This is a genomic window from Klebsiella sp. 141161, assembly GCF_050600815.1.
Classification (GTDB): domain Bacteria; phylum Pseudomonadota; class Gammaproteobacteria; order Enterobacterales; family Enterobacteriaceae; genus Klebsiella; species Klebsiella aerogenes.
Window position 1 is genome coordinate 160,825 of the sequence record NZ_JAQIRN010000007.1, and the last position, 13,557, is coordinate 174,381.

General features: G+C 56.1%; 9 protein-coding genes. 3 read left to right on the forward strand and 6 right to left on the reverse strand.

The features are described from left to right. The first annotated feature begins 96 nt into the window (after positions 1 to 96). Complete coding sequence (locus tag PGR79_RS18525; RefSeq protein ID WP_430922242.1) at positions 97 to 993, forward strand: DMT family transporter; 897 nt, start codon at positions 97 to 99, stop codon at positions 991 to 993. Here PGR79_RS18525 and narI read toward each other — a convergent pair. The 5 genes from narI to PGR79_RS18550 form a co-directional block, all read right to left on the reverse strand. Beyond that, complete coding sequence (narI, locus tag PGR79_RS18530) at positions 990 to 1,667, reverse strand: respiratory nitrate reductase subunit gamma (RefSeq protein ID WP_015367083.1); 678 nt, start codon at positions 1,665 to 1,667, stop codon at positions 990 to 992. The genes PGR79_RS18525 and narI overlap by 4 nt on opposite strands. Next, the gene (gene narJ, locus PGR79_RS18535; protein ID WP_045375167.1) at positions 1,667 to 2,377 is read right to left on the reverse strand and encodes a nitrate reductase molybdenum cofactor assembly chaperone; all 711 of its coding nucleotides are present in this window, start codon (positions 2,375 to 2,377) and stop codon (positions 1,667 to 1,669) included. The genes narI and narJ overlap by 1 nt, the downstream gene beginning before the upstream one ends. Continuing rightward, the gene (gene narH / locus PGR79_RS18540; protein ID WP_087857950.1) at positions 2,374 to 3,909 is read right to left on the reverse strand and encodes a nitrate reductase subunit beta; all 1,536 of its coding nucleotides are present in this window, start codon (positions 3,907 to 3,909) and stop codon (positions 2,374 to 2,376) included. Before narH ends, narJ begins: the two co-directional genes overlap by 4 nt. After that, on the reverse strand, positions 3,906 to 7,649 hold the full coding sequence (locus tag PGR79_RS18545) for a nitrate reductase subunit alpha (RefSeq protein WP_045393812.1): 3,744 nt from the start codon (positions 7,647 to 7,649) through the stop codon (positions 3,906 to 3,908). Before PGR79_RS18545 ends, narH begins: the two co-directional genes overlap by 4 nt. A gap of 386 nt (positions 7,650 to 8,035) precedes the next feature. Beyond that, entirely contained in the window at positions 8,036 to 9,424 is a 1,389-nt protein-coding gene (locus PGR79_RS18550) for a NarK family nitrate/nitrite MFS transporter (RefSeq protein ID WP_045375160.1), read from the reverse strand. Between the two features lie 311 nt (positions 9,425 to 9,735). Between PGR79_RS18550 and narX the strand changes: the two genes are divergently transcribed. Together narX and narL are read left to right on the forward strand one after the other, a co-directional pair. Beyond that, positions 9,736 to 11,514, forward strand: a complete 1,779-nt coding sequence (narX, locus tag PGR79_RS18555; protein ID WP_430922245.1) for a nitrate/nitrite two-component system sensor histidine kinase NarX — start codon at positions 9,736 to 9,738, stop codon at positions 11,512 to 11,514. A gap of 10 nt (positions 11,515 to 11,524) precedes the next feature. Further along, positions 11,525 to 12,175: a two-component system response regulator NarL gene (narL, locus tag PGR79_RS18560; protein ID WP_015705094.1), complete on the forward strand. Its 651-nt coding sequence runs from the start codon at positions 11,525 to 11,527 to the stop codon at positions 12,173 to 12,175. Here the strand turns inward: narL and PGR79_RS18565 are convergent. Continuing rightward, positions 12,172 to 13,548: a YchO/YchP family invasin gene (locus tag PGR79_RS18565; RefSeq protein WP_213316721.1), complete on the reverse strand. Its 1,377-nt coding sequence runs from the start codon at positions 13,546 to 13,548 to the stop codon at positions 12,172 to 12,174. The two genes, narL and PGR79_RS18565, sit on opposite strands and share 4 nt — an antisense overlap. Between the last annotated feature and the right edge of the window lie 9 nt (positions 13,549 to 13,557).

Sequence of the window (13,557 nt, forward strand, 5' to 3'; positions counted from 1 at the left end):
AATAAATAAAGGCATTCATTTGTTCTTACCTTAATTCAGATATATCAAGCTGTCAGGCTTTTCACGACAATAATGGAAAACTTCTGGAGGTGAAATATGCAACTTTCTCGTGGAGTCTGGCAAATGAGTCTGGCGATGATAATTTCCGGCTCAATTGGCGCGTTCGTGCTGCTCTCAGGGTTACCGGTGATTGATGTGGTGTTCTGGCGTTGTCTTATTGGCGCAGTCACATTATTGCTGTTTATTTTGTTAAGCCGACAGCCCTTCAGCCGCCTGACGCGCCTCACTCTGGCGCTGGCAATCCTTGGCGGCGTCGCGCTGGTCATCAACTGGCTTCTGCTTTTTGCCGCCTACTCACGCGTTTCTATCGGGATGGCCACCGTGGTCTACAATACCCAGCCCTTTATGCTGGTATTACTGAGCATGATGCTGGGTGAAAAGGTAAGCGCGGTAAAATGGGGATGGTTACTCCTGGCCTTTGGCGGCGTGGTGATTCTGCTGTCGAGCGAACTGACTCCCGCCCACAGCGATAATCTCGTCACTGGTATTATCCTGGCGTTAGGCGCGGCATTTTTCTATGTCCTGACCGCCATTATCGCCCGCAAACTGCAGCCGCTACCGGCGCAGCATATCGCTTTTATTCAAGTTATCGTCGGCACGGTGATGCTTTTACCGCTGGTTCATCACCCCGAATTTAACAGCCATTTTCCCTGGCGCTATTTGTTAATCCTCGGCATCGTCCATACCGGGATTATGTACCAGCTTTTATATAGCGCGATTCAAAAATTGCCGACGCCGGTCACCGGTTCGCTCTCGTTTATCTATCCGCTGGTGGCCATTCTGGTTGACTATCTGGTTTTCCATCATGCGCTGGCGCCGCTGCAGTTGGCTGGAGGGGTACTGATTCTGCTTGCCGCTGCCGGCAACAACCTTGGTTGGGGCGAAAAAAAACCCCGCCATGGCGGGGTGAGTCAGCCGTCGCGAATGAACTAGCGACGCGCGCGCACAATCTGGTATTTGCGCGTCAGGTACTCGACCGGCGCGCTCCAGATGTGAACCAGACGAGAGAACGGGAACAGCAGGAACAGCGTCATCCCCAGCACCAGGTGAACGCGGAAGACAAACGCCACGCCATCGAGATGCTGCGAAGCTCCGCCGTGGAAGGTGACCACCGACTGCGCCCAACCGACCAGTTTCATCATTTCGCTACCGTCCATATGCTGGGCGGAGAATGGAATGGTCAGCAGTCCCAGCGCGCATTGCACCATCAACAACGAGAGGATCAGAATATCCGCTGTGGTGGTGGTGGCACGAACGCGTGGGCTCAGCAGACGGCGCTTGAGCAGCAGTAAGCCGCCGACCAGCGTCATCACGCCGCACGCGCCGCCGGCAAACATGGCCATCTTCTGCTTCACGTCGATCGGCAGGAAGGACTCATACATCCAGTGCGGGGTCAGCATGCCGAGGAAGTGACCGGCGAAAATACCCAGGATCCCGATATGGAACAGGTTTGACGCCAGGTTCATCCCTTTACGATCCAGCATCTGACTGGAGGCGGCGCGCCAGGTGTACTGACCGTAGTCGTAGCGCAGCCAGCTGCCAATAAGGAACACCGAACCCGCAATGTACGGATAAATGTCAAAGAAGAACATATTCAGGAAGTGCATTAGTGCTGTCCTCCGTTAGAGATATTCAAATATTGCGGGGCCACGGCTCCGGCAAAACGACGCTGGTGAGCGGAAATCTCCGACTCGCCGCAGCCCTGGTCGGCAAAGAATTTGACCTGCTCTTCTTCCCAAACGGCATCCAACGCCTGCGGCGTATCGTCGCGGGCCTCGTCGGCGATCTTCTCCGCCACTTTCTGGCTATCGACCTGAGTATTGGCAAGCTTCAACAGCAGCTCGAACAGCATCGCATAGCGGCTTTCGCGCTGTTGCAGACGCGCGCTGAGCAGGCCGAGGATCGGCGCAACGTCCCGCAGGCCGCCAAGCGCTTCCTCTTCCGGCAGCTGCGCCAGATACTCCAGATACAGCGGCAGGTGATCCGGCAGCTCATGGCTGTCCAGCAGCAGGCCGTGGCGCTCGTACTGCGCCATCAGGTCGACCATCGCCTGCCCGCGATCGCGGGACTCGCCGTGGACATGTTCAAACAGCAGCAGCGAGGTAGCGCGGCCGCGGTCAAACAGCTCGCTGTACGCAGACTGGGCGTCCAGCGGATCCTGAGCCACTAAATCGCGCAGGAAAACGCCCAGCGCCTGGGCATCTTCTTTGGCGAGTTTTTCCGATGACGCGAGAGCCTCGAACATCTCCTGCTGATGCTGCCATAAGGCAGCGTCAGGGTATTCGAGCAGACGCGACACAATCACGAGTTCAATCATGAGTGCGGCTCCGTTTTGCTGGTAACGTCAATGGCGTCGATACGACGGCTGTTGAACAGGTTGAATTCGCTATCAGAACCGTGGCAACCATCGCCGAAGGTAAAGCCGCAGCCGCTCTTCTCCGGGAAGGCATCGCGGGCCTGTTCACGATGGCTACTCGGCACCACGAAACGGTCTTCGTAGTTAGCGATGGCCAGATAGCGGTACATCTCCTGCGCCTGCGCTTCGCTCAGCCCCACCTCTTCCAGCGCGCGGGTATCAACGACGCCGTCGACGGTTTCCGCACGTTTGAAGTGGCGCATCGCCAGCATACGTTTCAGCGCTAGCAGTACAGGCTGGGTATCGCCCGCGGTCAGCAGGTTCGCCAGATACTGGACTGGAATACGCAGGCTTTCTACGTCCGGTAGGATCCCGTTGCTACCCAGCTCGCCTGCATCGGCGGCGGACTGAATCGGCGACAGAGGCGGCACGTACCAGACCATTGGCAAGGTGCGATATTCCGGGTGCAGCGGCAGCGCCAGCTTCCAGTCCATCGCCATTTTGTAAACCGGCGACTGCTGCGCGGCTTCAATTACGCCCTGCGGTACGCCATCTTTTAACGCCTGTTCAATCACTTTTGGATCGTTAGGATCGAGGAAGACGTCCAGTTGACGCTGATACAGATCTTTCTCGTTCTCGGTGCTGGCTGCGTTTTCAATCGCATCCGCGTCGTAGAGCAGGACACCGAGATAGCGAATACGTCCTACACAGGTTTCGGAGCACACCGTCGGCATCCCGGATTCAATACGCGGGTAGCAGAAGATGCATTTCTCGGATTTCCCGCTCTTCCAGTTGAAATAGATCTTCTTGTACGGGCAGCCGGTGATGCACATACGCCAGCCGCGGCACTTATCCTGGTCGATCAGGACAATACCGTCTTCTTCACGCTTATAGATGGCGCCGCTCGGGCAGGTCGCGACGCACGCCGGGTTCAGGCAGTGCTCGCATAAGCGCGGCAGATACATCATGAAGGTGTTTTCGAACTGGCCGTACATCGCCTTCTGCATGTTTTCGAAGTTCTGGTCTTTGGCGCGTTTTTCAAACTCGCCGCCGAGGATCTCTTCCCAGTTCGGGCCGCTGGTAATTTTGTCCATCCGCTGGCCGGTAATCAGCGAGCGCGGACGGGCGATCGGCTGATGTTTGCTTTCCGGCGCGTTATGCAGATTCTGGTAGTCAAAATCAAACGGTTCGTAGTAATCATCGATTCCCGGCAGATGCGGGTTGGCGAAGATTTTACCCAGCAGCATCGCGCGGTTGCCCATACGCGGCTGTAGTTTACCGTTGATTTTACGGATCCAGCCGCCTTTCCATTTTTCCTGGTTTTCCCAGTCGTTCGGGAAACCGACGCCCGGCTTACTTTCTACGTTGTTGAACCAGGCGTACTCCATCCCTTCACGACTGGTCCAGACGTTTTTGCAGGTTACGGAGCAGGTGTGACAGCCGATGCATTTATCGAGATTCAGCACCATGCCGACTTGTGAACGAATTTTCATTTTACGCTCTCCTGTACCTGGTCATTACCTTCGCCGTCTAACCAGTTAATGTTCTTCATCTTACGTACCACAACAAACTCATCGCGGTTGGAACCGACGGTGCCATAGTAGTTAAAGCCGTACGCCAGGTGGCCGTAGCCGCCGATCATATGGGTCGGTTTTGGCGTAATACGGGTAACCGAGTTGTGGATACCGCCGCGCTGACCGGTGACTTCAGAGCCCGGCAGGTTAACGATACGTTCCTGCGCGTGGTACATCATGGTCATTCCGGCCGGTACGCGCTGGCTCACTACCGCACGCGCCGTCAGGGCGCCGTTGGCGTTAAATACTTCGATCCAGTCGTTATCTTCGATACCCAGATCTTTCGCGTCCGCTTCGCTCATCCAGACGATCGGCCCGCCGCGCGACAGGGTCAGCATCAGCAGGTTATCGCTGTAGGTCGAGTGAATCCCCCACTTCTGGTGCGGCGTCAGGAAGTTAAGAGCCTTCTCTGGATTGCCGTTGGACTTCTCGCCCATCACCGCTTTCACCGAACGGGTGTCGATCGGCGGACGATAGACCAGCAGGCTTTCGCCAAAGTCGCGCATCCACTGGTGATCCTGATACAGCGACTGACGGCCGGACAGCGTACGCCAAGGGATGAGCTCGTGAACGTTGGTATAGCCAGCGTTATAGGAGACATGTTCGTCTTCCAGGCCAGACCAGGTCGGGCTGGAGATGATCTTACGCGGCTGCGCCTGAATATCGCGGAAGCGGATCTTCTCGTCTTCTTTATTCAGCGCCAGGTGCGCATGCTCGCGGCCGGTAAATTCGCTCAGCGCTTTCCACGCCTTCACGGCTACCTGACCGTTGGTTTCCGGCGCCAGAGTGAGGATCATCTCGGCGGCGTCGATAGCGGTCTCCAGCTTCGGCTGGCCTTTCGCCGGGCCTTCCGCCTTGGTGTAGTTGAGCTTACGCAGCAGATCCATCTCGCTCTGGGTATTCCAGGCGATACCTTTACCGCCGTTGCCGATGGTTTCCAGCAGCGGGCCGATAGAGGTGAAGCGCTCGTAGGTCGCCGGGTAATCGCGCTCGACCGGAATAATATGCGGAGCGGTTTTACCTGGGATCAGGTCACATTCGCCTTTTTTCCAGTCTTTAACGTCAAACGGCTGCGCCATTTCTGCGGCGGAATCGTGCTGAATCGGCAGCGTCACGACGTCGGTTTCTTTGCCGAGGTGGCCTACGCAGACTTCAGAGAATTTCTTAGCGATACCTTTATAGATGTCCCAGTCGCTTTTGGATTCCCAGGCCGGGTCAACGGCGGCAGACAGCGGGTGAATAAACGGATGCATATCCGAAGTATTCATGTCGTCTTTTTCGTACCAGGTTGCGGTCGGCAGCACGATGTCAGAGTACAGACAGGTGCTCGACAGACGGAAGTCGAGCGTAACGACCAGATCCAGTTTGCCGTCGAGACCGTTATCCCGCCATTCAACTTCTTCCGGCTTCACGCCGCCCTGCTTGCCAAGGTCTTTGCCCTGAATACCATTCTCGGTACCCAGCAGGTACTTGAGCATGTATTCATGGCCTTTACCGGAGGAACCCAGCAGGTTGGAACGCCAGATAAACAGGTTACGCGGATGGTTTTTACCGTTCTCCGGCTGTTCGGCCGCAAAGCGAATAGACCCCTCTTTCAGCGATTTCACGGTGTAATCGACCGGCGTCATGCCGGCTTTCTTCGCTTCGTCAGCAATACGCAGCGGGTTCACGCCCAGCTGCGGCGCCGACGGCAGCCAGCCCATACGCTCAGCGCGCACGTTGAAGTCGATCAGATGTCCGCTGTAGCGGGATTTATCCGCCATCGGCGACAGCAGTTCCTGCGCGGTGACCGTTTCATAACGCCACTGGCTGGAGTGGTTATAGAAGTACGATGTACTGTTCATGTGGCGTGCCGGACGCTGCCAGTCGAGGGCGAACGCCAGCGGCTGCCAGCCGGTCTGCGGACGCAGTTTTTCCTGACCAACGTAATGCGCCCAGCCACCGCCGCTCTGGCCAACGCAGCCGCAGAAGATCAGCATGTTGATCAGCCCGCGGTAGTTCATGTCCAGGTGGAACCAGTGGTTCAGGCCCGCACCGACGATAATCATCGAGCGGCCATGGGTCTTATCGGCGTTATCGGCAAATTCACGAGCGGTACGGATGATATGCGCGCGGGGTACGCCGGTGATTTTTTCTGCCCAGGCCGGAGTGTACGCTTTGACGTCATCGTAGCTGGTGGCGCAGTTTTCATCGTTCAGACCGCGCTCCAGGCCGTAGTTCGCCATGGTCAGGTCATAAACGGTGGTCACCAGCGCGGTGGAGCCGTCGGCCATCTGCAGGCGTTTTACCGGCAGTTTGTGCAGCAGAATGTTTTCGAGGTCGACTTTGTTGAAATGCTCGGAACCTTCGCCGCCAAAGTATGGGAAGCCGACGTTGGCGATATCGTCGTGGCTGCCAAGCAGGCTCAGACGCAGTTCAATCTCTTCGCCGGTTTTACCATCGCGCTGCTCGAGGTTCCACTTGCCTTTGTCACCCCAGCGGAAGCCCAGAGAACCGTTAGGTACGGTCATTTCGCCCTTCTCGTCAAAGGCGACGGTTTTCCATTCCGGATTCTGCTCCTGGCCCAGGGAGTCAACCAGGTCGGCAGCGCGCAGCATACGGCCAGCGGCATAGTAGCCATCGCGCTCTTCGAGCATAACCAGCATCGGCATGTCGGTGTAGCGGCGTACGTAATCAGTGAAGTACTGGCTCGGTTTATCGAGGTGGAACTCACGCAGCATAACGTGGCCCATCGCCAGCGCCATCGCGGCATCGGTACCCTGCTTCGGCGCCAGCCATAGATCGCACAGCTTGGCGATTTCGGCATAGTCCGGAGTAATCGCCACGGTTTTGGTCCCTTTGTAGCGAACTTCGGTAAAGAAGTGCGCGTCCGGGGTACGGGTCTGCGGGACGTTGGAGCCCCAGGCGATGATGTAGCTGGAGTTATACCAGTCGGCAGATTCCGGCACATCGGTCTGTTCGCCCCAGGTCATCGGCGAGGCCGGCGGCAGGTCGCAGTACCAGTCGTAGAAGCTCAGGCAGGTACCGCCAATCAACGACAGGTAACGGGCGCCGGACGCGTAGGAAACCATAGACATCGCCGGGATTGGCGAGAAGCCTGCCACGCGGTCTGGACCGTAAGTTTTGACGGTGTAGACGTTTGAGGCGGCAATCAGTTCGTTCACTTCTTTCCATGAAGAACGAACAAAACCGCCACGGCCGCGGGCCTGTTTAAAGCTTTTCGCTTTATCGGCATCTTCAATAATAGAAGCCCATGCCTCAACCGGATCGCTATGCTGAACTTTCGCTTCACGCCACATCTTCATCAGACGCTTACGCATCAGCGGATATTTCAGGCGGTTAGCGCTATACAGATACCAGGAGTAGCTGGCGCCGCGCGGGCAGCCGCGTGGCTCATGGTTCGGCAGATCGGGGCGGGTACGCGGGTAATCAGTTTGTTGGGTTTCCCAGGTGACCAGGCCATTTTTGACATAAATTTTCCAGCTGCATGAGCCGGTGCAGTTCACACCGTGAGTGGAACGCACGATTTTGTCATGCTGCCAACGCTGGCGGTATCCATCCTCCCAATCCCGGTTGGTTTTAAGAAGCTGGCCGTGCCCATCGGCAAAGGTTTCACCCTTCTGTTTGAAGTAGCGAAACCGGTCCAGAAATTTACTCATCGGGTTTCTCCTGATATGGAGCCTGACGGCTCTCTGATAAATCGACATTGCTGGATTTGCAGCGAAAATAGCGCCATGTCGGAGGAGGAGAATTGATGGCGATCAATGCGAAATAGCTTATAAATCCGCACCCAACCCGCAGATACCACCAAAGTAGTAACGATATTTATTAAATATCCAATTGTTTTATAAGGATTATTTTAAATATGACAGAATGTTAACCGGGATTTATGCCACGCTTAGGTATTAAGTGGTAGATGACGTACCGATAGTTATTTCCCTGAATTCAACAAGTTTGCACAAGTGAAAGTATGTTGTAACTAACAACAAATAATAAAAAGGGCGCACCCTGTGGCGCGCCCTGTCACTTACCGTTAAGAAAAGACTTATTTCTGTTTACGGCCGTATACCGCCCATGTGATCACTACGCAGGCAATATAGAACACGAGGAAGACTTTCATTGCCCCGGCCGGCGAGCCGGTCAGATCCAGCGAAATACCAAATGCTTTCGGAATAAAGAAACCACCAATCGCGCCAATCGCCGAAATAAAGCCCAGCGCCGCGGCGGTATCCGTTGCCGCTTCACGCATCGCCTGCGCTTCGCTACCACCCTGCGCTTTCACGCGATCCATCGTAAGCTTACGGAAAATAACGGAAATCATCTGGAAGGTGGAGGCGCTGCCCAGTCCGGCGGTCAGGAACAGCACCATAAATACCGCGAAGAAGGCGATGAAGTTGCCGCCCTGACCGTTGGTCGGCAGAGTCAGGAACAGTAACGCGCAGAAAACCGCCATCACCACGAAGTTCACCAGCGTCACGCGGGTCCCGCCGAGACGGTCGGAAATCGCGCCGCCCATCGAGCGCGCCAGCGCGCCAATAAACGGACCGAAGAAGGCATAGTGCAGGATCTGCACGTCCGGGAACTGGGTTTTAGACAGCATCGCAAACCCGGCGGAGAAACCGATGAAGGATCCGAAGGTCGCCAGATACAGCAGCGCCATAATCCACAGATGCAGGCGTTTAAGTACCGGCAACTGTTCGCTCAGTGACGCTTTCGAGGCCGACAGGTCGTTCATAAAGAACCACGCTGCCAGGGTAAAGATAATCAGGAAAGGCACCCAGATCCATGCGGCGTTTTCCAGATACAGCATTGAGCCATCCGGTTGCTCGCTACCGCTTCCGCCAAATACGGCAAAGATAGAGAGCGAGACCACCAGCGGCGCAACCAGCTGCATCACGCTGACGCCCATGTTGCCAAGCCCACCGTTAACACCCAGCGCGCCGCCCTGCTTCTCTTTCGGGAAGAAGAAGCTGATGTTCGCCATACTGGATGCAAAGTTAGCGCCGGCAAAGCCGCACAGCAGAGAGATAATCACGAACACGCTAAACGGCGTAGAGGTATCCTGTACCGCGAAGCCCAGCCATACGCACGGAATAATCATGATGCCGGTACTAAAGGCCGTCCAGCGGCGGCCGCCGAACAGCGGGACCATAAAGGCATAAGGTACGCGCAGCAATGCGCCGGAAAGGGCCGGGAGCGCGGTCAGCATAAACAGCTGATCGGTAGTAAACTGAAAGCCAACTTTATTAAGATTCACGGCGACGGCGCTGAACAACATCCAGACGCAGAACGCCAGTAAAAGGCAGGGAACGGAGATCCACAAATTACGGCTCGCCACACGGTGGCCGCGCTGTTGCCAAAACTCAGGATCTTCAGGACGCCAGTCGGTGATGACTGAGCTGTTAGCCTTCTCCGGGATTGAAGAGTGACTCATAGATACCTCTGATTATTCATATTTCCTGATGCTACCTTAGGGGTTGCTCAAGGCTGTAAGTTGATATAAATCAAAGGAAAAGCGCGGGCCATTTTGTGCAAAAATAAATAATGCTCCGAAGTGAGTAGATAATTATGAGAAAAAAAGTGTGGTTTTTCACGCGACTGCCGGGTTTCTGGTTATCCCTCCCACCACGGCGTCTACCACCGACAATTAAGGAGTAATACCTTAGGGGTATGGGTATACTCCAGGGGATAGCTGAGAATAAGCGCCACTCCCGGAGAGATGACCCATCAGGAGCCACCCATTCCATGTTAAAACGTCTTTTTACGCCGCTCACGTTGGTTAATCAGCTGGCGTTAATCGTGCTGCTCGCCACCATCATCGGCGTGGCCGGCATGGCGATATCCGCCCGCCTGGTGCATGGGGTGCAGGGCAGCGCCCACGCCATTAACAAGGCCGGCTCGTTGCGTATGCAGAGCTACCGCCTGCTGGCGGCTATTCCGCTAACGGACAACGATCAAAAACTGTTTAACGATATGACCTCTACCGTTTTCAGCCCGGAGTTGCAATACTCCGCGCGTCGTGACGGCCAGGAAGTCCAGCTGAAAGCGCTACAGCAATATTGGCAGTTGTCGCTGGGACCAGGTATGAAACAGGCTGTCAGGCAAAGCGACGTGGCACAGGATGTCGCCGATTTTGTCGACCGTATTGACCAATTGGTGACCGCCTTCGACCACACCACCGAACAACGTATCGAGCGCGTGGTCTGGATCCACCGGATCCTCGCCGTTGGCATGGCGCTGCTGCTGATCTTTACCATCATCTGGCTACGCGCCCGTCTGCTGCGACCGTGGAAACAGTTACTGGGTATGGCGCGGGCGGTCAGCCAGCGCGACTTTACCCAGCGCGCGCACATTAGCGGGCGCAACGAAATGGCGACCCTCGGCATGGCGTTGAATAACATGTCGGAAGAGCTGGCGGAAAGCTACGCCGTGCTTGAACGACGGGTACAGGAAAAGACTGCCGGGCTCGAGCAGAAAAACGAAATCCTGGCCTTTTTATGGCAGGCCAACCGTCGGTTACACTCCAGCGCTCCGCTGTGTGAGCGCATCTCACCGGTGCTGAACGGTCTGCAAGGGCTGACGTTGCTACGTGATATTGAAGTGCGGGTTTATGACCTTGAGGATGAAGACAATCATCAGGAGTTTGCCTGCCACTCCGATATCGAGTGCGATGATAAAGGCTGCTATCTGTGTCCGCGCGATCTTCCCCCGCTGCCGGATGGCGGCACGACGTTGAAATGGCGACTTTCAGACGCGCATAATCAATATGGAATTCTGCTGGCAACGCTGCCGGTTGGCCGCCATCTCAGCCATGACCAACAGCAACTGGTGGATACGCTGGTGGAGCAGTTGACCAGCACCCTGGCGCTGGATCGCCATCAGGAAAAACAGCAGCAGCTCATCGTGATGGAAGAGCGTGCGACCATCGCCCGCGAGCTTCACGACTCTATCGCCCAGTCACTCTCGTGCATGAAGATGCAGGTGAGCTGTCTGCAGATGCAGGGCGATAGCCTGCCGGATGAAAGCCGGCTGCTGTTGGGGCAGATCCGCAACGAACTCAACACCTCATGGGCGCAGTTAAGGGAGCTGTTAACCACCTTCCGTCTGCAGCTTACCGAGGCGGGTCTGCGCCCGGCGCTGGAGGACAGCTGTCAGGAGTACAGCGCGCACTTTGGTTTCACGGTACAACTGGATTATCAGTTGCCGCCGCGTTTTGTCCCGTCGCATCAGGCGATTCACCTGCTGCAGATCGCCCGCGAGGCGTTAAGCAATGCGTTGAAGCATGCCAACGCGACGGAAGTCACCGTGACCGTGTCACAACGCGATAATCAGGTACGTTTAGTCGTTGCCGATAACGGCCGCGGGGTACCGGAAAACGCGGAGCGAAGTAACCATTACGGTTTAATTATTATGCGGGATCGCGCGCAAAGCTTGCGCGGCGACTGTCAGGTGCGCCGCCGGGAGACCGGCGGTACCGAAGTCGTGGTGACGTTTATCCCGGAAAAATCGTTTTCAATCCAATAAGGAGACCCCTATGAGTCAACAGGAACGGGCAACCATCCTTCTCATTGATGATCATCCCATGCTGCGCACTGGCGTAAAGCAACTGGTTAGCATGGCGCCGGACATTCAGGTTATCGGCGAAGCCAGTAATGGCGAACAAGGTATCGAACTGGCGGAATCGCTGGATCCGGACCTGATTCTACTGGACCTTAATATGCCGGGCATGAACGGCCTCGAAACGCTCGACAAGCTGCGGGAAAAATCGCTCTCCGGCCGCGTAGTGGTATTCAGCGTCTCCAATCATGAAGAGGACGTAGTGACCGCCCTGAAACGCGGCGCCGACGGCTACCTGTTGAAAGATATGGAACCAGAAGATCTGCTGAAAGCGCTGCAGCAGGCCGCTGCAGGCGAAATGGTATTAAGCGAAGCGTTAACCCCGGTACTGGCCGCCAGCCTGCGCGCTAATCGCGCCACGTCCGACCGCGACATCAGCCAGCTGACCCCGCGCGAGCGCGATATCCTGAAGCTGATTGCCCAGGGCCTGCCGAACAAAATGATTGCCCGCCGCCTGGATATCACCGAAAGCACCGTTAAAGTGCACGTGAAACACATGCTGAAGAAAATGAAGCTGAAATCACGGGTTGAAGCCGCCGTCTGGGTTCACCAGGAACGGATCTTCTAAGGCGATTCCGTCCAGGAAACGTCGGGAGCCGTAAACGTCACCAGCGGCTCGGTCAGCGCCAGTGCGATCTCATTGGAAGAGACGCGCTGACCCGATTTATCTTCAACCACCACCGACAGACGCCAGCGATTCACCGCGCCCGGCTCGCTGTTCCAAACCGGCATAATGATGCTCCAGCCATCCGCACTGTTGGCATTAACCGGCGGCGTCAGGCTTAGCGCCTGAGTGTCCCCCTGCCAATGCAGTGATTTAATGCCGTGCAGGCTATTAATTTGCAGCTTCAGCTGTACCGTTTCGCCTGAGTGCAAATCCCACGGCGGCGTCGCCAGATAGACCGTCAGATTCTTACGCTGTCGATACTCCACTACCGGCAGATTATCGCGTTCCGGGCTATCGTAGCGGCTGCCGCGTAGCGAGTTGCTGATAGCCACTTCATCCGCCGCCAGTTGCTGTTTCAGCGGTACCCCAAAACGATAATTCAGCTTCAGGCCGACATTATTCTGGCTGACGCCATTTTCACCCTGTTTGTGTTTAGCGGTGACCGTCACCAGCGGTACCGGGGTGTAATTCAGTCCCACCGAAACCGCCACCGGATTGTGATATCCGGTACCGGAATGAAACAGATCGACACTATCGCCGAAATACTGTTCAACGCTGACGCTGGTATTGATGTGCTGATAAAACGGCAATCGCGCCTGGGCAGTGACGTCATAGCCGACGGCCATCCGCTGTTCCTGAGTCTGGTTTTCCCGCAACTGCCAGTCGCCAAGTGGGTGGTAATAGTTGGCCGATAAGCGCAAGTACTCGCCCCAGGCTTCCGCGCCGATACTGCCGCGCGCCAGACTCTCGCTGAGCACTTTGTCGTAAAAGGAGTTATAGCCCAGCAGCCAGCCACCGACACGCCAGCGCTGGCCGAGCCCAACATTGCCCACCAGATCGTTCTCGCGCCGGGTAACCGAATATTGATTCCAGGTGAGGTAACGTTCATTGTCCTGCAGCGGCACAAACCAGCTCCCCTTGCTGCCGGTGAAGTTACCCTCTTTATCCACCAACAGGTCGATATTGGCATTCCCCCACGGCGACAGCCAGTTTTCCAGATGATGGCTGAACTCATTGCCGATTTTGCCTATGGCGAACATTCGCGCCTGCTCGCCGGTGGTGAGTCCGTTATCGCTCATGCTGGCTTCGCCGAATTTCTTGGCCATCTCGGCGAAATGTTTGGCATCGTCGTCGACCTGCGGCGCTATCCCTAAATCAGGCAGCGTAGTTTGCGGCGGCATACTGCTATCGTTGGCAATCAGCGCCCAGGCGGGAGCGCCTGTCAGCAGCAGGAGAAACGTCAGTGATGGGGTTAAGCGGTACGGCAAAGGCATCAAACGGAT

Excerpts from the sequence above, each read along its gene's own strand:
- PGR79_RS18525 (WP_430922242.1), top strand. The coding sequence starts at position 97 with ATGCAACTTTCTCGTGGAGTCTGGCAAATGAGTCTGGCGATGATAATT.
- narI (WP_015367083.1), bottom strand. The coding sequence starts at position 1,667 with ATGCACTTCCTGAATATGTTCTTCTTTGACATTTATCCGTACATTGCG.
- narJ (WP_045375167.1), bottom strand. The coding sequence starts at position 2,377 with ATGATTGAACTCGTGATTGTGTCGCGTCTGCTCGAATACCCTGACGCT.
- narH (WP_087857950.1), bottom strand. The coding sequence starts at position 3,909 with ATGAAAATTCGTTCACAAGTCGGCATGGTGCTGAATCTCGATAAATGC.
- PGR79_RS18545 (WP_045393812.1), bottom strand. The coding sequence starts at position 7,649 with ATGAGTAAATTTCTGGACCGGTTTCGCTACTTCAAACAGAAGGGTGAA.
- PGR79_RS18550 (WP_045375160.1), bottom strand. The coding sequence starts at position 9,424 with ATGAGTCACTCTTCAATCCCGGAGAAGGCTAACAGCTCAGTCATCACC.
- narX (WP_430922245.1), top strand. The coding sequence starts at position 9,736 with ATGTTAAAACGTCTTTTTACGCCGCTCACGTTGGTTAATCAGCTGGCG.
- narL (WP_015705094.1), top strand. The coding sequence starts at position 11,525 with ATGAGTCAACAGGAACGGGCAACCATCCTTCTCATTGATGATCATCCC.
- PGR79_RS18565 (WP_213316721.1), bottom strand. The coding sequence starts at position 13,548 with ATGCCTTTGCCGTACCGCTTAACCCCATCACTGACGTTTCTCCTGCTG.